This window comes from Heyndrickxia shackletonii (assembly GCF_001420715.1).
In the GTDB taxonomy this organism is placed as follows: domain Bacteria; phylum Bacillota; class Bacilli; order Bacillales; family Bacillaceae_C; genus Margalitia; species Margalitia shackletonii.
The window spans coordinates 573,379-594,684 of sequence record NZ_LJJC01000004.1 but is presented as its reverse complement, the minus strand read 5'-3'; the positions used below and the strand labels follow the sequence as shown (position 1 = coordinate 594,684).

15 protein-coding genes are annotated in these 21,306 nt (G+C 39.5%); 4 read left to right on the top strand and 11 right to left on the bottom strand.

The window, feature by feature from the left end; all coding sequences use genetic code 11:
• Positions 1–54 precede the first annotated feature (54 nt).
• From AN964_RS26970 to nagA, 7 genes are all read right to left on the bottom strand, one after another.
• Positions 55–468, bottom strand: a complete 414-nt coding sequence (locus tag AN964_RS26970) for a hypothetical protein (RefSeq protein WP_235950638.1) — start codon at positions 466–468, stop codon at positions 55–57.
• Positions 452–1,639, bottom strand: a complete 1,188-nt coding sequence (locus AN964_RS02990; RefSeq protein ID WP_235950640.1) for an ABC1 kinase family protein — start codon at positions 1,637–1,639, stop codon at positions 452–454. Before AN964_RS02990 ends, AN964_RS26970 begins: the two co-directional genes overlap by 17 nt.
• A 297-nt stretch (positions 1,640–1,936) precedes the next feature.
• Positions 1,937–3,196, bottom strand: a complete 1,260-nt coding sequence (hflX, locus tag AN964_RS02985; RefSeq protein WP_055738295.1) for a GTPase HflX — start codon at positions 3,194–3,196, stop codon at positions 1,937–1,939.
• A 470-nt stretch (positions 3,197–3,666) separates the two neighbouring features.
• Entirely contained in the window at positions 3,667–5,379 is a 1,713-nt protein-coding gene (locus AN964_RS02980; protein ID WP_055738294.1) for a methyl-accepting chemotaxis protein, read from the bottom strand.
• A 179-nt stretch (positions 5,380–5,558) separates the two neighbouring features.
• Entirely contained in the window at positions 5,559–6,269 is a 711-nt protein-coding gene (locus AN964_RS02975) for a GntR family transcriptional regulator (protein WP_055738293.1), read from the bottom strand.
• Positions 6,259–6,987: a glucosamine-6-phosphate deaminase gene (gene nagB / locus AN964_RS02970; protein ID WP_055738292.1), complete on the bottom strand. Its 729-nt coding sequence runs from the start codon at positions 6,985–6,987 to the stop codon at positions 6,259–6,261. The genes AN964_RS02975 and nagB overlap by 11 nt, the downstream gene beginning before the upstream one ends.
• Before the next feature lie 5 nt (positions 6,988–6,992).
• On the bottom strand, positions 6,993–8,138 hold the full coding sequence (gene nagA, locus AN964_RS02965) for an N-acetylglucosamine-6-phosphate deacetylase (protein WP_055738291.1): 1,146 nt from the start codon (positions 8,136–8,138) through the stop codon (positions 6,993–6,995).
• Between the two features lie 324 nt (positions 8,139–8,462).
• Here nagA and tagU point away from each other — a divergent pair, with 324 nt between their 5' ends.
• On the top strand, positions 8,463–9,392 hold the full coding sequence (tagU, locus tag AN964_RS02960) for a polyisoprenyl-teichoic acid--peptidoglycan teichoic acid transferase TagU (RefSeq protein WP_055738290.1): 930 nt from the start codon (positions 8,463–8,465) through the stop codon (positions 9,390–9,392).
• Between the two features lie 59 nt (positions 9,393–9,451).
• Here the strand turns inward: tagU and AN964_RS02955 are convergent, their stop codons facing one another.
• Positions 9,452–10,588, bottom strand: coding sequence for a zinc-dependent alcohol dehydrogenase (locus AN964_RS02955; RefSeq protein ID WP_055738289.1), 1,137 nt, complete (start codon positions 10,586–10,588; stop codon positions 9,452–9,454).
• Positions 10,589–10,753: 165 nt separating this feature from the next.
• On the opposite strand from AN964_RS02955, the gene AN964_RS02950 reads away from it, so the two are divergent.
• Positions 10,754–11,572 carry a DODA-type extradiol aromatic ring-opening family dioxygenase gene (locus AN964_RS02950; RefSeq protein WP_083489198.1) on the top strand — a complete coding sequence of 273 codons (819 nt, stop codon included), beginning with the start codon at positions 10,754–10,756 and terminating at the stop codon, positions 11,570–11,572.
• A gap of 61 nt (positions 11,573–11,633) precedes the next feature.
• Here the strand turns inward: AN964_RS02950 and AN964_RS02945 are convergent, their stop codons facing one another.
• Both AN964_RS02945 and AN964_RS02940 read right to left on the bottom strand, forming a co-directional pair.
• The gene (locus tag AN964_RS02945) at positions 11,634–11,885 is read right to left on the bottom strand and encodes a uracil-DNA glycosylase family protein (RefSeq protein ID WP_152982344.1); all 252 of its coding nucleotides are present in this window, start codon (positions 11,883–11,885) and stop codon (positions 11,634–11,636) included.
• Between the two features lie 69 nt (positions 11,886–11,954).
• Positions 11,955–12,902 (bottom strand): aldo/keto reductase family protein, encoded by a 948-nt coding sequence (locus AN964_RS02940; RefSeq protein WP_055738287.1) that lies wholly within the window; start codon positions 12,900–12,902, stop codon positions 11,955–11,957.
• A 136-nt stretch (positions 12,903–13,038) separates the two neighbouring features.
• Between AN964_RS02940 and AN964_RS02935 the strand changes: the two genes are divergently transcribed.
• Positions 13,039–13,965 carry a nuclease-related domain-containing protein gene (locus tag AN964_RS02935; RefSeq protein WP_055738286.1) on the top strand — a complete coding sequence of 309 codons (927 nt, stop codon included), beginning with the start codon at positions 13,039–13,041 and terminating at the stop codon, positions 13,963–13,965.
• A 786-nt stretch (positions 13,966–14,751) separates the two neighbouring features.
• On the opposite strand, the gene AN964_RS02930 is transcribed toward AN964_RS02935, so the two are convergent.
• A complete protein-coding gene (locus AN964_RS02930; RefSeq protein ID WP_055738285.1) occupies positions 14,752–19,101 on the bottom strand; it encodes a S8 family peptidase in 4,350 nt (1,449 codons plus the stop codon).
• 651 nt (positions 19,102–19,752) lie between these two features.
• Between AN964_RS02930 and AN964_RS02925 the strand changes: the two genes are divergently transcribed.
• A complete protein-coding gene (locus AN964_RS02925; RefSeq protein ID WP_055738284.1) occupies positions 19,753–21,240 on the top strand; it encodes an MDR family MFS transporter in 1,488 nt (495 codons plus the stop codon).
• Positions 21,241–21,306 lie beyond the last annotated feature (66 nt).

Genomic DNA, 21,306 nt, shown 5'->3' with positions numbered 1-21,306 from the left:
TGCTGTGTATTTGCTCCAACATTAATCATATGACATTCTACTGTAACCATGCATTTATTTTTTCAAAGATTTCAACCAATTCTTTTGCTTCCAACTGCAAATGATATAGGCAACCAAGGAAATTCCTGTAATCCCCAATGCGACATCTGTTATCAATGTTATTCTGGAATATATACCAAACAAGCTTCCGGTAATTCCTATAGCTCCCAAGAAGAATAGTTGCCTTTTCTGATTCTCCAGAACCGAAAAGTGAAATTCTCTATGTTGCTGAATTTCCTTTAATTCTATGAATCTCCTAGGGGAATCCAACAAATCTTGAATAGAATGAAAAACTTGAAATAAAGGCTGGGCATTAATCCATTTCCAAATCAGCTTCCATTTGCTCTGATTATTTTGATACAGCCACTTCAAAAAAGCCGGCTTCGCAATCTCTAATATTTCACTGCTTGGGCTAATCGTATGTAGCATTCCCTCTATCGTGATAAAGGATCTGCCTAAAAAAAATGAAACGTGTCGGTACTTGTATAGGCAATGAACGGATTAAATCATTCAGCTCTTTTTTTACGCTAAATAGATCCATTTCTTTGTACAGTGCCATATCAATGGACAGTGCCTCTTTTAGAATCATCTCAATCTTTTTGGTATTGGCGTCTGGGTGAATAAATCCCAAATCCATTAGTACTTTTACAGCCAATGTATAATTTTTCAACAAAAAAGCTTGTAACAAATCTTGAAAGTTGGCGGCATCCTTTTTTGAAATTTCTCCAACCATACCATAATCGAGTAGAACGATTGAACCGTCTTCCTTTACTAAAACATTTCCCGCATGAGGATCAGCATGGAAAATACCTGCCTCGAGCCACTGAGGAATAAATAGCTGTAAAAGACGTACGGATAATTCCTCTCTATTAATCCTGGATTGCACTAAAAAATCAACATCTGTGATCTTTCTTCCTTCTACCCATTCCATTACTAGTACTCTAGAAGTGCATAAATCTGGAAAAACCCTTGGAATGATAAGTCTATTAAACTTATTAAATCGGGTGCGAAAATGAAGGGCCGCTTCCATTTCCAGATGAAAATCCAGTTCTCTTTTTATCACTTGTTTGAGCTCAAAAAAAAGCATTTTAAAATTTACGAATTGTTTTGGGACAGGTGCAAAATGGTGTGCAATCCAGATTATGATGGACAGGGATCGAAAATCTGTCTGGATAATCGATCGGATAGCCGGCCTTTGTACTTTAATCGCAACACAAGTTCCATCTTTCAAATATCCTTTATAAACTTCACCAATGGACGCTGATGCGATTGCAGTTGGATGGATCGATTCGAGTTTATCCTCAATCTTCCCTTCCCATTCTTTTTGTAATACATCTTTTATTTCCTCCCAAGATGAAGGGGGGACATGGTCGACTAAATCTTCAAGCTGTTTGACAAAGCTCCCTGGCAATAAATCAGAGCGGATGCTTAGAAATTGCCCTACCTTAATCAGGAGCCCCTCTAATTCGAATAAGGTTTCCCGGAATTCCTGGCCAATTTTTGCCCATAATTTCTCCCTCACGGATTTCGGCTTTTTGCGGATTTGATACCAATAGATTCGAACCAATATCGATATACCAAGCGAGATTATTTTCCACATCCTAGGCCACTTCTTGTTATATTTCATAAGAATCCCCTATTCTATTAGAGATTTAAATCAGCACTACTGTCCACTGGATATGTACAATACAGTATTTTGTCCATTTGTGGTGCCTGACACCAAAAGAAAAGCCAGCACCTCTAACGTATGGATTTCATAGTCACAGGCGAAACAGCAAGGCCTTACCTGAAAGAAAAATCTGCTAACCGATGGCTGCTTGCGTTAAAAATTTATACTTATTTCACAAAATAGAAGCTACACTAAAGTAGCTTCTATTCGATAATTGTTACCCGATCTTTACACGACATATTCTTGATATTTTTCAAAATCGGCAGTACGGCATTCCATTAACAGCTTTGTTCCTTCATTTTCATAGCTTGTTGAAAGAATCTCTGCGTTTTTATTAAAATAAGAGACAATATTTCCTTGATCATAAGGAATCAACATTTCACATTGAACATAATTTTTAAATATCTGCTGGCGAATCATTTCGACTAATTCCATGATTCCAATCCGTTGTTTCGCTGATAGATAAACTGTATTGTGTTGAACAGCAGGAAGCTCTATTTCCAGTAAATCTGCTTTATTATAGGCATAGATTGTTGGAATATCTTCTACACCTATCGCTTTTAATGTCTGTTCTGTAATATCCATCATTTGCTTGTGATTCGGATTCGAATAATCAACCACATGAATTAGTAAATCGGATTCTGCTACTTCCTCTAACGTGGAGCGAAACGCTTTTACTAGATGATGCGGCAGCTTATCAACAAATCCAACCGTATCCGTTAATAAGAAAGACTTTGCATCCGGTAATGGTATATTTCTTACGGAAGTTTCCAAGGTCGCAAACAACATATCCTTTTCAAAAACTTGCTTATTTGCTGCAGGATTATATAATTCCACCATTGCATTCATAATGGTTGATTTCCCCGCATTTGTATAGCCAACTAGTGACACCACCGGAAGATTATTTTTCCTGCGCCTTTTTCGCTGTGTTTGCCGATGTGAAACAAGAACCTCTAATTCTTTATTTAGTGTAGTAATTTTTTCTTCAATTTTTCTACGATCCAGCTCCAATTTTGTTTCACCTGACCCACGATTTTTCAATCCTGAGCCTCCGCCCTGACGTCCAAGAGATTCCCGCAGTCCAATCAAGCGAGGCAGCATATACTGCAATTTCGCTACTTCCACTTGAAGCTGTGCTTCCTTCGTTTTCGCACGCTCTGCAAAAATATCCAGGATTAGGATGGTGCGATCGATTACCCTGCATTCCAGTTCTTTTTCGAGATTTCGAATATGGGAAGGGGATAATTCATCATTAAAAATAACGGTTCGCGCATTCGTTGCCGCTAACAAGGCAATAATCTCTTTAATCTTCCCTGTCCCTATATAATGAGATTTATTTATTCGTTGAAGGTTTTGAGTAATTATACCTGTCACTTCCATCTCACAGGCGGCTGTTAGATTTGCCAATTCCTCCATTGAATAATCAAAATTTTGTTGTGTTCCAAGATTCGCACCGACTAATATTGCTTTTTCACGTTCTGCCATCATATATTTGTATCCTCCTAAATAATAAATGTAAAAATAGTCCATCTACTACATACAGAGGGTTATCGGAAAAACGGACAGCAAATAAACCGATTCAGACTATGGTGAAAATGCCCACCATATGATCATGACACTACTTCGAATTATTTGAGAACACAAAAAAAGAGGGCTATTCGTCCTCCCTCTTTTATCATAAAAATATGAAATTTAACATGAGTTCCATAAAAATAGGCAGACCAATTCCGATTTCCCCTGCTGCATGAGCAGAGTTTCAGCACACTATTCAATTAGTGGCGTAATAAATCGAATCGTAGTCGCACTTCGGAACCCCTCCGTTCATTATAGTTATATGCATTTTAACACAACTACCTATAATTAGCAATGATTCATTGATCATTTTTATGAATTTTCTAAAAGTATACACCCCGTACTTATACTTTCCCGTTTCCACGAGTAGTAGTTGGCACCCTACTTTATAGTGTGAATTTGTTTACGATTTCTTTTAGTTCTTCTGCCATGTTTGCGAGCATTTTGGAGGATGAGTTGATTTCTTCCATGGATGCAAGCTGTTCTTCTGTGGAGGCTGCCACCTCTTCGGAATTTGAAGCATTTACTTGTGAGTTAAGCGCCACTTCTTTTGCTGTATGCGAGACTTCTTCAATGCTGGCGGATATTTGCTGAATTGCTGCAGTCATTTCCTCTATCCTCGGTGTTATATGCTGTGTCCCGGCAATAATCTCCTTAAATTTAGCAGAAGTCTCCACCGTAACATTCATGCCGTTTTCAGCATTCTCCTTCACTTCATCCATAAATTGGATAGATTGATTAATATCAAGTTTTGTACTGTTAATTAAACCAGCAATCATTTCTGTTGATGATTGGGATTGTTCGGCGAGCTTCCTCACCTCATCTGCAACCACTGCAAATCCTTTTCCATGTTCTCCAGCTCTTGCCGCTTCAATAGCAGCATTGAGAGCAAGCAAATTCGTTTGTTCGGATATGCCGTTAATAACTTCCAGAATTTTTTCTATTTCCAGCGAGCGATTGGAAAGAGCTCGGATAACATTATTTGATTTTTGAACAGATTCATTTATGTATTTCATCTGAGTCAGGTTTTCTTCTATCGAACGTCCTCCTTCTTTTGCCTTTTTAGACGTTTCGTTAGATAACACCGAAATATTTTCCGTATTCTGCGATATATTTGTTATTCCATCTTTTATCTCACTTAGTGAGAGAGAGTTTCTTTCAAGCTTGACCATAGATTCTTCCGATCCGCTTGCTACCTCTTGTATTGCTGAAGCAACATGTTCTGTCGCCTCGGTCGTTTGTTCTGCATTTGCGGTAAGTTCCTCGGAAGTCGCCGCTAATTGTTGTGATGCATCATGAACAGTTTCCATTGTTTTGTGCAAGCCCTCTACCATATTATTAAAAGAGAAAGTGAGCATTCCCATTTCATCTTTGGACTTGTAAGTTCCTTTTACCGTAAGATCGCCATTTTCAGCTTTTGAAAGTAGCTTCATCATATCTTTAGTTGGCTTTACAATTAATCTTGTAATCACTACCCCAAACCCAATGGAGATGGCCAATGCCACAATAATGATAATAATAGAGATTATACTTGCACTTTCCATGGATTGTTTATTTTCATTATTTGTTTGTTTTGCAACGTCATTATTTAATTTCTGCAGATCTGATAACAAGCCATTTACATAAGATCCAATTGGGAGCACTTTATTTGTATATAACTGATAAGCCTCTGTATTTTTGTTTTCGATTGCCAGTTGAATTACTTCTTCCCTTGCTTGTGCTAATTCCGGTACTTTTTTTTGATATTCCTGTATTTTATCTAGTTCCTTTGATGATAAATGGGCTTTGCTGAGCTTATTGATAGTTTCATCGTTCTGTTTTTGTACAATACTTATGCTTTGCTTTAATGTCTCATTTTGTTGATCATTAGTTGTAAGCATCAGTTGCAAAATGTCGGAATTAATTGCAGTGTTATACTGTGATACTTCCCCTAACATTTGGTTTGGAATCAGTCGATTTTGATACAGGGAATCTGATTTCCCAGCCATATCCGAGATATAGTATAGTCCACACCAGCCGACAACCAAGAGTGAACAAACTTCAATCAGAATAAATAAAAATATTTTCCTTGAAATTTTAATGTTACGTAATAATTGCATGACTTTTCTCCTTTTCATGGTGGCTTTACATGGTTGTTTGTTCATACCTATTTTTTATCGGCACATAGATTGATAATTTGCAGTTTTTTTGAGGGTAGATATTTAAATCGGGCCAGTTGACATTTTTTGTTCTCGATTTTCCATAAAAAAAAAACACCAACAAATGTTAGTGTCCTTTATTATAAATAGAATTTGAATCTGCTGCCTGCGTAATGGGAGCGGACATATTCGAAAGGGGTTCCGTTCTTTAAAGTTGTAACCCTCTCAATTAAGAGAATTGGAGACCCTGTTGGGAGATCCAGTTGGTTTGCAGTTTGTTTATCTGCGCTGATGGCTTCGATGGATTGCCTGCCTTCTCCAAGATCCAGCCCCTTTTTCTCTTCGATAAATTCGTATAAGGAATGCTCCATATCTTCCACAGTAATACCTTCCGCAAATGGCCATGGAATGATGGTCGTTTCTATGGCAATCGGCGTATTATTTCCGAGACGAATTCGCTCGATTTGTAAAACCTCTACTGCCTGATCCATTTCCAGATGTTCTGCCTCCACATCGGATGGTTTCCTTTTCAAAAAAGAAATAATTTTGCTGGACGGTATCATTCCGCGCTGCTCCATTAGTTTGGTAAAACTTGTAACACCTCTTAATGGCTGCTCTACTTTTTCATTGCTGACAAAGGTCCCGCTTCCACGTTTGCGCGTGAGCACCCCTTCATCCACAAGACCTTGAACTGCCTGCCTGATGGTCATTCGGCTGACCTCGAACTGCTCCGATAAAATACGTTCAGAAGGAATGGCATCCCCAACGGACCATTCCCCCTTCTTAATTTGTTCCTTTATCACTTGCTGAATTTGATAATAAATCGGAACGGGCGAACCCTTATCGATCACTTGTTATCCCTTCCTTAAGCAAGACGGCCGCTTCTTCATCCGCCAACACAGTCACATTAGGATGCTTTTGCAAAATAGATGCAGGACATGAAGGATCAATCGCACCTTCAACCATCTCCTTAATTGCTTCTGCTTTGGAGCGGCCAAATGCTAACAAAATAATTTTTTTCGCTGCTAAAATGGACTTAATCCCCATTGAAATGGCGTACTTTGGAACATCCTCTTCTTTTTCAAAATAGCGTTTATTCGCTTCTCTTGTTGACTCTGTTAATTCAACAATGTGAGTTTCTGCGTCAAAAGAGGTTCCCGGCTCATTAAATCCAATATGACCATTCGCCCCAATGCCAAGGATTTGAATGTCAACAGCATGATTTTTCAAGATTTTCTCATATCTTCTGCACTCTGCTTCTAAATCTTTAGCCATTCCATTTGGTAAAAAAGATTCTTTAAAATTCATATGAGAAAATAACTCTTTCTCCATATAATAATGATAACTGTTTGGATCATTTTTTTCTAACCCAACATATTCATCTAAATTAACGGTAGAAATAGAGGACACATCCAAATTAGATTCTCTCATCTTTTTATAAAATTCAACAGGGGTTCCTCCTGTAGCAAGTCCAAGTGTAGAAACACGTCCGCTTACCACACCATCGCGTACAATTTCAAATGCTTTTTGTGCTGCATCTTTATCTGATTTAAATGTTAAAATTTCCATTATGACTATTCCCCTCTCTGATGTTTCCTTCCTAACGAATAGGTTTCACATACGTGTAAGCTTTCATCCATGATGACGAAATCCGCGTCTTTTCCCGTTGTTAAAGTACCTTTCGAAGTAAGTCCAAATTCCTTCGCTTGATTAACAGAGGTCATTTGAACCGCATCACGAATGCTGCAGCCAGTAAACTGAATAATATTTCGGAAAGCTTGGTCCATCTTTAAAATACTTCCCGCAAGTGAGCCATTTTCCAAACGTGCCTCTCCGTTTTTCACATATACTTTTTGCCCGCCTAATTCCGATACTCCATCAGGCATACCTTTCGCTCTCATCGCATCGGAAATCAACACCATTCCGGATGCTCCTTTTACTTTATATGTTAAATTCACCATATCAGGGTGGACATGTATCCCATCCGCAATCATTTCTACTTGAATTTGCGGCGATAATAAAGCGTGGCCCGCTACACCTGCTTCACGATGATGCAATCCGCGCATCCCGTTATACATATGGGTCGCATGTGTGGTTTTACTTTGTAAAAGTTCCTCGCGAACAGCGTCCGAATGACCCATAGAAGGTACAATTCCACGTTCCATCATCACCTTTTCAAATTCACGTGCTCCTTCTTTTTCCGGTGCATACGTGACAAGTTTGATAAGGTTGCCGGAAGCTTCATGCCATTTTAAAAATAAGTCTATATCGGGTGCTTTGATAAATTCCAAAGGTTGTGCACCAGCTCTTTTTTCAGAAATAAACGGCCCTTCCAAATGAACGCCTTCAATAATAGTATTTCCGGATTCTTTTGCGGCTTTAACTGCACGAAGAGCCTTTTCAATCGCAGGATAATCTTGTGTAATTGTTGTCGCAAAAAAAGAGGTTACCCCTTCATCCAAAAGCTTGTCACTTAAAAATGCCAGTTTTTCAGGGTCGGCATCCATTACATCAACACCATATCCGCCATGAATATGGACATCAATCATTCCTGGTATAATAATTTTTCCTTTCGCATTGATGACCTCTTCGTCGCTTTGTTCTTGGAACCCGTCCATTGAGCCCGTCTCGATGATTTTATCCTGAAAACGAATATATCCATTTGCAATTTCTGTTTCACCTGTAAAAATCTTGGCATTGATTACAACCTTTTGTACCAATGCTGCCCACCTCGATTTCTAAATTTATATAGTTGTCTATACCAATTATCTATTGGAATAGATGATTTGTCAATATCGCTTTAACGATTTCATAAATGAAACTTTTTGTGGCTGTAAAACGTTTTTATTAAGAACAGCGCAGGAGTGTTAACCCTTTAAAGAAATGACTGATTCGTAAAATGGATATTATAGATTTATTTTTGTAAAAGTTGCATAAAATATTCATGACAGGCATCGACGAATTTTTAAAATTTTCTACACAACTTTTCCGAGTTTTGCTATGATATATTTAATAAATTTTTCCAATTTGGAGGAAAAAGATATATGCGTGCGGATAAATATAAAAAACGTAAAAAGAAACGGACATGGTTGAAGGCTGTTGGTATCATCCTCCTTCTCCTATTAATTGGCGGAGGAGTATTTGCATATAATATTTATCATTCCATGAGGGCTGCTGTAGACACGATGCATAAGCCTGTCAAAAGTAAGAATTCCCGTGCCGGAGAACTGAATTTCGGAAAGGAACAACCTTTCTCTGTATTATTGTTGGGTGTCGATCAAAGAAAAGGCGATGTCGGGCGGTCTGATACGATGATTGTCATGACGGTAAATCCGAATAAGGAATCGGTAGAAATGCTGAGTATTCCCCGAGACACACGTGTTGAAATCGTCGGAAGAGGTACACAGGATAAAATTAATGCTGCTTATGCATATGGCGGCGTAAAAATGTCCATGGATACAGTCCAAAATTTCCTCGATATCCCGATTGATTATTACATTAAAGTAAATATGGAAGGTTTTTCAGAAATTGTAGATGCATTAGGCGGTGTTACCGTAAATAATAATCTTGATTTCAGTTATGGCGGCTATCATTTTCCAAAGGGCCAAATTGATTTAAATGGTAAAAAGGCCATTAATTATGTCCGGATGCGAAAACAAGATCCACGCGGAGACTTTGGACGGGAAGAGCGCCAGCGTGCCGTCATTCAAGGGATAATCGACAAGGGAGCAAGCTTTTCTTCGTTAACACATTTCAGTGATGTATTTCAGGCATTAGGAAAAAACATCGAAACAAACCTCAGCTTCGATGATATGGTAAGCATTCAAAAGAATTATCGAAACGCACGAAAAAATATTGAGAAATTCCAGCTTCAAGGCCAAGGCCAAATGATTAATAAAATTTATTATTTTGTTGTGCCGGAATCCGAACGTCAAAAAGCGCATGACCGTTTGAAGACCCACTTAGAGCTTTAGAACATTTCTTAGTCTTTGACGGGACCCACGTAAAAACCAGGCTATATGCCTGGTTTTTATTATGGCTTTAACACTACCTTGATACAGTTATCTTCCTTTTCATCAAAGATAGAATAAGCATGTTCCGCCTGATCCAACGGCAAACGATGAGTGATTATATCCGTTGGGTCAAACTTCTCTTCCTTAATCATTTTATATAATTCCGGCATGTAATGAATGACTGGAGCCTGTCCCATTTTCAAAGTGATATTTCGTGCAAATAGATCACCAAGCGGAAATTGATTATACCTTGTTCCGTATACCCCAACGAGTTGTATAGTTCCACCTTTTCTGACACACTGGGAAGCGATGACAATTGCCCCCATCGCGCCACCTTGCAGCTTTAAAGCGGATTCCACCATTTCTAAGGCTGTCTTTTTTCCATCCAGCCCTACACAGTCGATGACAACATCTGCTCCGCCTTTCGTTAGCTCATGCAAGTACTCGCCGGTGTTTTTAAATTTTGTAAAATCAACCACCTCCACATGATTGGTTTTCTTCGCATGATCAAGACGGTACTGAATATAATCAACAGCAATTACCCTTTTTGCACCCTTCAGCCATGCAAACTTTTGAGTGAGCAGTCCTACAGGTCCACATCCCAGTACAATTACCGTATCCCCCTCTTTAACACCAGCATTATCCACCCCCCAATAAGCGGTCGGAATAATATCAGATAAAAAGAGAATCTTTTCATCCTCAAATTCACAGTCTTCCGGTACAGCAAATGGGGTAAAATTTGCAAATGGCACACGTAAATACTCAGCTTGTCCGCCCGGATAACCACCAAATGTTTCGGAGTAACCAAAATATGCTCCTGCTTCTCCATGAGGATTCGAATTATCGCATTGACTTTCCAAATCATGCTGGCAATACCAGCACTGACCGCACGATATGTTAAACGGAACTATAACACGGTCGCCTTTTTTGAGTTTTTTTACCTCTGGACCGACCTCTTCGACAATCCCCATCGGCTCATGGCCAATAATAAAATTATGAGGCATATTCGGCATCATCCCGTGAACAAGATGAAGATCCGATCCGCATATTGCCGTACTCGTAATTTTCACAATGATGTCATCTGGTTTGTGAATGGTAGGCTCTGGTACATCTTTCACCTTTACATCTTTTATCCCTTGATATGTAACTGCTCTCAAATGAAAAACCTCCTTTTTCTTACTCATTATGTGCAATTCCCTGCTTCTTCATCATTTTTAGGGAGTGGAATTTATTAAAATGATTTTTCGAATTTTAGCAATTTTTGAAGGGAATTGTTGGATGATTATCGAATACATTAAAAAAATGTGAAGTGAGTGATGAGGATGAATCCATTTGTATTTGCTTGCATTACGCCGCATGGCGGTGAAATTATTCCGGAACTCTCAGGCGACAAACCAGAAAGAATGAAACTGACTCGTGATAGTATGGTGAAGTTAGGAAAGAAAATGAATTCCGCAAATCCGGATACAATCATTGTCCTAACCCCGCATGGGACAAGAATCGACGGACAATTTTCGATTTCGGGCAGTGAAAGAATGTATGGGTCATTTGATGAAAATGATACCTATTATGAGATGGAGAGAATGGTGGATCGAGAATTAGCACTGGAAATTACGAAGGCTGCTAAGGAATCCGGGCTTGCTGCAGGATCCATTAATTATGCGACGTCTACCGGGCCTCTTTCTTGTTTGCCGCTTGATTGGGGTGCCATTGTTCCACTAGCTTTTATGCCGGAAGTTCCTGTTGTGGTGATCACTCCATCAAGAGAAGTAGCACTTGAGGATCACTATAAGTTCGGGGAAGTTCTCCGTGAAGTAGTTCAAAACTCATCGAAAAATATCGGCCTCATCGCCAGCTGTGATTGGGCGCATGCACATGACGAAAAAGGACCATATGGATATGATCCAGCCGCTGCAATGCTTGATGAGGAAGTAGTCGGTTTGTTCCGCTCTAATGAATTGGAGAAAATGGCAGAATTTGATCCGGAATATGTCGACGCTGCAAAGCCGGACGGAATTTGGCAAACAATGATTCTCGCGGGAGCCATTCCGAAAGAAAAGCGTAATATCCATTTATATTCTTATGAAGTGCCAACTTATTTTGGCTTGATTTGTGCTGAAGTTGGGAGTGCAGATGAATAGGTGAGTCTTTTTGTCTCACCTTTTTTACTCCTTCCATTTATAAAAACCAGTTTTCCATCCTCTAAAAAATAGGAATAAAGATGTTTGTTTCTTCAATCGCTTGTTGTAAGGTTTGGCGAGTTCCGCACACAAATGGATTTCCTTCTCTATCCTCTCTTGCCCCCGGATTATCAAGAATCACATAAATATCTCCATTTGGATTCCCTTCTCCCCAAATCATTCTGGAACCATGCTTATAAAGTCCACATTTTTGGCAATCAGATACCTCTTTTGGAGTTATATCTTCTTTTAAGGTAATTGGTTTGAATACCATGGTTTTCACCTCCGGGATAGTATAAAAAAGCAGTGCACCCGTCAATATTGTGCACTGCTGATAAAAAGTTTATTTTAAAATATCTTCTATCTTTTCAAGAACATCATTAGAAAGCTCTATATCAATTGCTTTCACATTTTCTTCAACTTGCTCTGGTTTGCTGGCTCCGATTAGCGCACTCGCAACATTTGGCTGACGCAAAATCCAAGCTAACGCTAATTGAGAGAGCTTCACATCTAATTCTTTTGCTATACCATCAAGCTGTTTTACTTTCGTAAGTACATCTTCTGTAAGCATCCTTGATAAAGATCCATTAGACTTTGGATCTGTTGCACGTGTTCCTTCTGGAAGGTTTGCTAAATCAGTGTATTTTCCTGTTAAAATTCCTTGTGCAAGCGGCGAGAATACGATTTGGCTAAAGCCGGTTTTTTCGCCAAGCGGAATAATTTCCTTTTCAATATAACGATTGAACATATTGTATACAGGTTGGTTTACAACAATGCGATTTAATAAGTAACGATCTGAAGTTCCAAGCCCAAGCTGAATTTGCTGTGCCGTCCATTCACTGACACCAATATAGAGGACCTTCCCTTGACGAACAAGGTCATCAAGTGTTCGAAGGGTTTCATCAATTGCTGTTTCCGGATCAAAACGGTGGCAATAATAAATATCCACATAGTCTTTGTTTAGTCGCTTTAAGCTTGCATTAATCTGCTCGGTGATATGTTTTCTGGATAGACCTTGGTCATTCGGGCCGTCGCCCATTTTTCCGAACACTTTTGTTGCTAGCACATAAGATTCCCTTGGGTATTTTGCGAGGGCCTCCCCAACAATTTTTTCCGCTTCCCCACGGGCATACACATTCGCTGTATCAAAGGAATTAATGCCTAACTCATAAGCTTTTTCAATCGTTTTCGTTGCTGTCTCTGAACCGATGGAATTACCATACGTTAGCCAGCTTCCTAAGCTGATTTCGCTAACCTTTAAGCCTGTTCTCCCAAGTTTACGATATTTCACTTTGATCGCCCCTGATTTTTTAGATTATGTAACATAACTATTATAAAATTCTAAATAGACTAATTAAAATAAAATGCATTAAAATTGTGAATATGGGTAGTTTTTACTATAATGATTAAAAAAAAGGATGTGGAACATGCTTATTAAACCTCGATATGAGTCCGTTGAATTAAAGCTTCTGCGATTTTTAAACACAAGGATGAATTTGTCACCTAAAGATGCAGGATATTTTTTAAACTTGGAAAAAGGATATGAAGGAGAATTAGTTTTTGATAAATGGTTAGAGAATCTTTCCGACAATTGGCTCATCATGAATGACTTATTGCTGGAAACCAATAATACCATCTATCAAATCGATTCTACCCTAATCTCTCCAGATATTATTTACCTATTCGAAGTAAAAAATTTTGAAGGTGATTATTACCTCGAGGACGACAAGTGGTATACCATTTCAGGAAAAGAAATTAAGAACCCCCTTCTTCAATTAAAGCGTGCTGAGTCTCTTTTTCGAAGATTGCTCCAGGATTTACGATTTTCATTTTCTATTGAAGCATATGTAGTCTTCGTAAACCCCGATTTTTTCTTATACCAAACTCCTATGAATGTACCCATTATTTTTCCAAACCAGATAGATGGATTTATGAAAAAACTAAATATGCGATCACCAAGGCAAACTAATGGAACCTCGAAATTCGTAGAAAGGTTATCTTCCATTCTTTTAGAAGAATCCCCATATAAGAATTTACCTGGATATACCTATGACCAATTAAAAAAGGGAATAACCTGTTCGAAGTGTTTTGGGTTTGTTACTAGGATTAATGAAAACAATCTTGTATGTAAACGGTGTGGCAAATTGGAGAAAATAAGTGAAGCGGTTTTACGAAGTGTGGAGGAATATAGATTTCTTTTTCCTGAAAAGAAAATAACAACTAATGCAATTCATGAATGGTGTGATTTAATTGAATCGAAAAAAACAATACGGAGGATTCTAAAAGAGAATTTTATCCTAATGCAACAAGCAAGATCTTCCTACTTTCAAATTCCTCCTTCCAAGGGTGATTAATCGTCGTAACCTAATTCTGTTACCGTTTTATATATAAATATTTCTAATTGGGGAATTGACCCGTAAGTTAATTAGCAATTTCTTTGAGTATCTATGTCTTTTTGTCAAGGTAATTCGGTTTTGTTACCAGTTTAATTGACTAGTAACTGTGATGGGCACAATTCTACTTCTATTGTTCCCGGGGGCACTGCTCTTTCCTGATTTCGGGCACAATTCTACTTCTATTGTTCCCAGTGGCACTGTTCTCTCTTGATTTCGGGCACGATTCTACTTCTATTGTTCCCGGGGGCACTGCTCTTTCCTGATTTCGGGCACGATTCTACAACTATTGTTCCCAGGGTCATTGCTCTCTCTTGATTTCGGGCACGATTCTACCTCTATTGTTCCCGGGGACACTGCTCCCTCCTGATTTCGGGCACGATTCTACTTCTATTGTTCCCAGGGTCACTGCTCTTTCCTGATTTCGGGCACGATTCTACTTCTATTGTTCCCGGTGTCGTTGCTCTCGCCTGATTTCGGGCACGATTTTACTTCTATTGTTCCCGGTGTCGTTGCTCTCGCCTGATTTCAGGCACAATTCTACCTCTATTGTTCCCAGGGGCACTGTTCTCTCTTGATTTCGGGCACAATTCTACTTCTATTGTTCCCGGGGGCACTGTTCTCTCTTGATTTCGGGCACAACTCTACTTCTGAACTCGTGTTAACTCTATAACCATCTACCTCATTGCACAACACCTCCACAAAAAAAACAAAACAAGGTGGTGCCAGCACCACCCCATCTACATCTTATTTAATATAAAGTTTTCCAGCTGCAAGCTTAGTAGAAACGTTGCCATAATCATCTACAACTTTTACTTCGATTAAAGCTCCATCTGCTTTTGTCTTGTTCGGAACTGTCCAGTAGCCAACATAATGACCAGCAGATGTTTCCATCATTGGAAGTTCAGTTGTATTATCACTGGATGGAACATTCGTTAATGGCATGTGGATTGCAAATGTTGCTTTTAATCCTGGTTCACTGTCAAATTCGATTTTGACGGAGTCACCTTTTTTCAGATTCTTGTCTTTGTCAGGTAATAGATTTTGAATTTCTGGTGCTGTGTACTTTGCAAAGACGGTAACTTTCTTCGTTACTTTATTGCCTGCTTTGTCTTGTGCTACCACATTAATCACGTTTTCGCCTGTTTCAAGCAAGATACGTTTTGAATATTTTCCATTTGTTACAGTTGCTTTTTCGCCATTGACTTTAACAAAGTCCAGATTAGCATCGCTAACTGTTCCTTCAACAGTCACTGTTTCACGATTGGTCTTATCGTTATTTTTCGGACTGTCGATGGATAATGTTGGTTTTGTTTTATCATAAACCACTTTTACTGGTGCTGAAGCCTCAGTTGAACCGGAAGCAACGGAAGCTTTTGCTGTTAAAACATTATCCCCTTCTGAAAGGGTAACGTCTGCAGAGAATTTTCCATCTGCTGTTGCTTTTGTAGTTGCTACTTCTTTCCCATTATTATACACATGAACATCTGTTGTAGGAGAAGCAGTACCTTCAACCGTTACGGTTCCTTCATTCGTGAAGGAGCCATCTTTTGGAGAAGAGATTACTGGTACATCCGCTTCATAGCTAACGCGGGCACGGATCATGTAATTTCCTTCACTCGCAGGTGATTGTGACCATGCACCACCTACTAACTGCCAGCTGCGTTTTGCATTCGTACCGCTTTCATCTGTTGCAAGTCCCGGAGCATTTGGATTCGGATTCGATTGAATGTACACCATGTAGAAGTCTCCATCCACAGAAATTCCTTGAGAGGAGAGATCCACTACTGTCCATTCACCGTTACGAAGTGCCTTTGCATTAATAGGGCCTGCAATCTTCTTGCCTGGTGCACCATTAGAACCAGATGCATCCCAAACCTCTACTTTAAAATCTGTTCCGCCAGGAGTTGGCCAATCAGATGTCCAGAAGCGGAATACACCAGCTGTTACAATCGCAGATTTTTTGCCTTCTGGTAAGGACATTTTTACAGCCCAGCCATTGCCTGCATCATAGAAAGCATGTGCATTTTCTGCTGTTCCATCATCGTAGCCGATTTCACCGCCTGGGTAGCTGATGATTGGCACTAAATCAATATTTTTCTCTGTTGTTTCATTACCGTTTACTGTTACAGCGATTTCTTGAGAATGATAGTACGGTGCTAAAACTTTTAACGTATAGTTTCCTGCATATGCAGTAATATCATAGTGACCATTCGCATCTGTTTGAACAGGTGTTACGACTGCATCCTCTACAAGAAGAAGTGTTGCACCTTGTAAAGGCTCACCCGTAGATTTGTTTTTCACAGTACCGCTGATATGGCCTTTTGCTAATTCATGTAAAACAAAATTAGCAGTAGCAACGCCATCGCGTTCAATATTCACACGTTGTTGTTCAGACTGGAATCCATATGCTTCAGCTTGTAAAGTATACGAACCAGCCGCATGTGAAAATTGATATTCACCATTTGCCGGGTTTGTATAAACAGAGCGTCCTGTTTCTAGAACACTTACTTGCGCACCCATAGGCAATAGTGTAGGATTAACTTGTTCCTCTTTCGCTGGAGGAGCGTCCTTTTTAGGTAGTTCTGGCTTAATGGAAGCTGGATCTACCTTTTCTTTTTTAAGTGAATCTTTATCATCGCTTTGATCCACACCTAGATTTACTCCAGTCTTAGATCCTGTGCTGTTTAATGAAGTAGCCGAAAGCTTCACATCATCCAAATACCAGCCTGCTTTTTGAACACTTCCATCGGTTTTAACATTAAAGCCGATGTAGATTCTTTGACCGCTGTAGTTGGAAAGATTCACTTCCTTATCTGTCCATCCACCTGATTGGCCATTTACTTGTAAAAGCTGTGTCCAGTTTTGAAGATCTGTCGAAACAAAAACAGTACCAAAATCATATCTAGTCTCTAAGTCATACCAGTTTTTAAACTGTAAATATGCATTTCCGGCAGGTAAATCGATAGGAGGCATCACAAGCGTCATGTTCGCACTATTATCGTAATTTCCTGCTAGATTTGTCGCATATACTTTTTGACCAGAAGCTGCACTGTTTGGTCCGGATGTTGGAACACCCCATTGCCATGAATCCTTTGTTCCATAGGAATACCAGCCAATTGGAGTAGATTCAAAGTCTTGGGAATAACCTACCGTGATTCCCGGTTTTACATTGACTTGATATTGCTCTGTAGTTACTTCATTATTACCAAAGTCATTGACTTTCCAACGATATTTTAAAGATGGTACAGCAATTTTATTCCCCGGAATTACTGCTTGATAATCACCGGATTTGTAGTCACCGGAAGTACGGGTAGCATCAACATCTTGCCAGTTTCCATCTTTATCTTGATATTGAAGCTTAACAGAAGAAACACTTACATTATCGGAAACACTAGCATTTAGCGTTAAATCCATGCCTGCATATGTTTCTGATGGTGCTTGATGAGTAATGGTTGGTGCTTCATTATCATTACCTTCTTTGGCAACTTGACCTTTCACTGTTCCTAGTCCACTTAAAACGGAAGAAACAGCATCGAATGCATTAACAAGTCCGTGTCCATACCCGTTGTTCGGAGATTGCGGGAAGGTGGAATCTGTTAATGGTGTTGCAGTATTCATTAAAATATCCTCGATTTGGTCTACTGTTAAGGACGCATTTGCTTGCCTTAATAATGCAACAACTGCCGAAACATGCGGACCTGCCATCGAAGTTCCATTCCAACCGCCTTCATATACTCCGCCTGGAACAGAAGAACGAATATTCACTCCAGGTGCAGACACTTCCGGCTTAATTTCACCGTATGGAGATGGTCCTTGTAAAGAGAAGTTGGCTAGTTTGTTGTTAATGTCTGTTGCACCAGTGGCAAATGATTCAGGATAGTTAGCAGGATTTGCTACTGAACCAGGTCCGCCAGGGTTGAACAAGTCTGTATTCCCCGCTGAAAACTCTGGGAAAATATCTGCTGCACGCCAGTTTCTCACCATATCGCGATACCATTCATCTAATCCCGGTCCGCCGCCCCAAGAGTTATTTACAACATCAGGTGCCTTCTCAGGGTGAGGGTTACCTGCTGCATCCTTTGGAGCGATAATCCATTCACCTGCTCTAAGTAGATCTGCATCAGTTCCGCCAGCAGCTGTGAAAGCTTTTACAGCAATCCACTTTGCGCCAGGTGCCACGCCGATTTTGTTTGAACCATTAGGCTCAGATCCGACCATTGTTCCCATAGTATGTGAACCATGTCCTTGGTCATCATATGGAGTTGAACGCCCTGCAGTTGCATCAAACCAGTTCATTTCATTGTTTGGAGTATTTGGATTTGCCGGGTTATAACCACGGTATTTTTCTTTTAATGCCGGATGATCCCACTGCACCCCAGTATCGATATTCGCAATGACAGTTCCGGTTCCATCGATGCCCATATCCCAAACTTGCGGTGCACCGACTCGCTCCACATTCCATTCAATACTGCTTGTTTTTGCTTTTGGCTCATCCGCCGTTTTTCCTACTGTTACAGATTCCTTTTTAGCCCCGGTTTTGGTTGCTGTTCCTCCATCAAACAACTGACGAGTTTCATTTGGAAGTATTTTTTCTACTCCTTCAAAATTAGCAATCTTTTCGGCAACTTCTTTCGTCGCGGTAACCGCAATACCATTTACGATGTAAAAGGATTCAAAATCCTTTACATTACCATTCTTTTTCTCTTTTTCTAAGTAGCTAAGTACATCATGCTGTGTTTCCATCGCAGTCGATCTTAATTCGGAAACAACCGCTGATCTTTTTGCAAGCTTTGCCTTTTGGGCGGTTAGTTTACCCTTTGAGGCCTTTTCAGACGCGTTTTTTGCGGCCTTAACCGTATCTGCCTGTTCTTTGAACTTGATTAAGAATGTTACCTTTTCATCCGCCTTAGTGAATTGCTTTAAAAGCCGGTCACTTAGCTTCACGCTGGATACATTCTTTCCATCGGAAACCGACGTATACGGTTTTCCATTCACTGCTGCCGCATTGGAAAAGCTTGGCGTGAGCAGTGAGGCAGATAGTAAGACTGTTGCTAGGACACTAGTAGTCTTTTTGAGACTTTTCTTTCTCAACATCTTTTTTCCTCCCCTCTATTTTTGAAAAAAGGTCAAAAAAATGACAACCCCAACCCTCCTTTTCTTTTTCTCCAATGATGAAGGTCATTGTTGTCTCTTTAAATGTATAAGTTTTGGCGGAAAAAATGTGTCAAAACAAGTCGCATTTTGTCAGACTTTTTATAAATGGTAAATAGGATGTAGCTTTAAATAATTTTATTAGACTAAAGAACTACTATCCTATTTTGGAAAACCACCATACTTTTCCACTTTTTTGAGTATTCACCCAATATTCCCCATTTGCATTCAACTAGTTCTAAACCTCCATTAATAGGAAAAATTAAATACATAAACAAAAAAATACTAATTTATACCTATATGTCTTTTGATTCATTAATAGAAATATGGTCTATTTAGGGGTATAGTCCCTCTTTTTGCACACAAATTTCATTAAGAAAATAGGGCTTTTTTCATCCATTGCATCGAATATGACAATGCTATTGTCACAACTTTCCGAAAATCCACACTATTTTGCGCATGGGAATAGTTATATTCAAAACATTTGAACGTCAACTAATTTATTTAACAAAGCTTTCCAAAAAGTAATTGACATGTACGATAAAATAAAAAGATACTTATATTCATAAAGATTTAACTTAACGGAGGTTTAGAATGCAAACAACTAATATACGTTCTGTAACGATTGCCCTATTCGTTGCTACTTTTTTAACGGCGATTGAAGGTACAATTGTCAGTACGGCAATGCCTACAATTGTCAGTGATTTAAAAGGAATTGAGCTCATGAACTGGGTATTCGCTATATACTTGCTTACATCTGCGGTAACTGTACCTGTTTTCGGGAAGTTATCGGATTTGTTCGGAAGGAAGTTTATTTTTATTGCCGGAACCATCGTCTTTTTGATTGGTTCAGGGCTCTGCGGGTTATCACAGACCATGGAACAGCTTATTATTTTTCGGGCGATTCAGGGAATCGGCGCCGGAGCCGTAATGCCTGTTACAACCACGATTATCGGTGATATTTATCCTCATGAAAAACGTGCGAAGGTACTCGGATTTATGGGGGCGGCTTGGGGAATCGCCGGTGTTATTGGTCCTTTAATCGGTGGATTTTTCGTAGATCAGCTGTCCTGGCATTGGATTTTTTATATTAATGTGCCATTTGGCTTACTGTCTATTTTGATGGTCGTTGTCTCTTTAAAGGAAAAGATTGAAAAAACGAAGAAAAGTATTGATTTTGCAGGCTCGCTAACTTTTACCATTGGTATGCTTGCATTGTTATTTGCCCTGCAGCGAGGCGGGGAAACACATAACTGGACATCACCATCTATTATTGGAATTTTTGTCATTGCTATTGTATTTATCTTGGCATTTCTTTTTATCGAATCAAAAGTAAAGGAACCGCTAATCCCACTTGCCCTTTTCCGAATTCGTTCGATTTCTGTTGCCAACGCTGTTGCTTTACTAGGGAGTGCGGTCCTTATTGGTTTAACCGTTTATATCCCAATGTGGGTGCAAGGAGTTCTTGGGCATGGTGCGACGATTTCAGGTCTGATGCTTGCGCCATTGTCGATTACATGGATGATTGGTTCGTTCGTAGGAGGAAGACTCCTCGTTAAATATGGAGAACGGGTGACAGTTGCCATTGGTACGCTCATCATCCTTCTATCATCCATTTGGTTAATGATGTTTACGATTCACACTTCCGAGTTAATGTTTTATCTAATGTCCGCACTTGCAGGACTCGGTTTCGGGATGGTTATGACAATCACTACTGTTACCGTCCAATCATCTGTTGATTGGTCAATACGCGGTGCAGCAACTGCTTCCAATACCTTTTTCCGGACATTAGGTCAGTCAGTAGGTGTTGCTTTATTAGGAACCTATTTTAATTCCATTGTCACAGGAAAACTGCTGACTCATCGTGCAAATCCAGATGTCAATGCGGTCAATCTTAATAAGCTAATTAACCCAAATAGCGGGCAAGCTGTTCCTGAGGCTGCGCAAGCACCTTTGAGAGCTGTTATCGTGTCGGGACTTCATCATTTATTCATTGTCATGGTGGTGATTGCCATAATCGGTTTATTGGCCTCGATGTTCCTGCCAAGGGTAAAAGCAGTCGCGAAGCACATTGATAAATAACAGGTCAGTCCATTTGGATTGGCCTTTTTTCACTTACTCTTGAATCATGAAAGAACGATGTATATA

Excerpts from the sequence above, each read along its gene's own strand:
- AN964_RS02990 (WP_235950640.1), bottom strand. The coding sequence starts at position 1,639 with ATGTGGAAAATAATCTCGCTTGGTATATCGATATTGGTTCGAATCTAT.
- AN964_RS02980 (WP_055738294.1), bottom strand. The coding sequence starts at position 5,379 with ATGCAATTATTACGTAACATTAAAATTTCAAGGAAAATATTTTTATTT.
- hflX (WP_055738295.1), bottom strand. The coding sequence starts at position 3,196 with ATGATGGCAGAACGTGAAAAAGCAATATTAGTCGGTGCGAATCTTGGA.
- nagB (WP_055738292.1), bottom strand. The coding sequence starts at position 6,987 with ATGGAAATTTTAACATTTAAATCAGATAAAGATGCAGCACAAAAAGCA.
- AN964_RS26970 (WP_235950638.1), bottom strand. The coding sequence starts at position 468 with ATGCTACATACGATTAGCCCAAGCAGTGAAATATTAGAGATTGCGAAG.
- AN964_RS02930 (WP_055738285.1), bottom strand. The coding sequence starts at position 19,101 with ATGTTGAGAAAGAAAAGTCTCAAAAAGACTACTAGTGTCCTAGCAACA.
- AN964_RS02950 (WP_083489198.1), top strand. The coding sequence starts at position 10,754 with ATGAATCCATTTGTATTTGCTTGCATTACGCCGCATGGCGGTGAAATT.
- AN964_RS02925 (WP_055738284.1), top strand. The coding sequence starts at position 19,753 with ATGCAAACAACTAATATACGTTCTGTAACGATTGCCCTATTCGTTGCT.
- tagU (WP_055738290.1), top strand. The coding sequence starts at position 8,463 with ATGCGTGCGGATAAATATAAAAAACGTAAAAAGAAACGGACATGGTTG.
- AN964_RS02945 (WP_152982344.1), bottom strand. The coding sequence starts at position 11,885 with ATGGTATTCAAACCAATTACCTTAAAAGAAGATATAACTCCAAAAGAG.
- AN964_RS02935 (WP_055738286.1), top strand. The coding sequence starts at position 13,039 with ATGCTTATTAAACCTCGATATGAGTCCGTTGAATTAAAGCTTCTGCGA.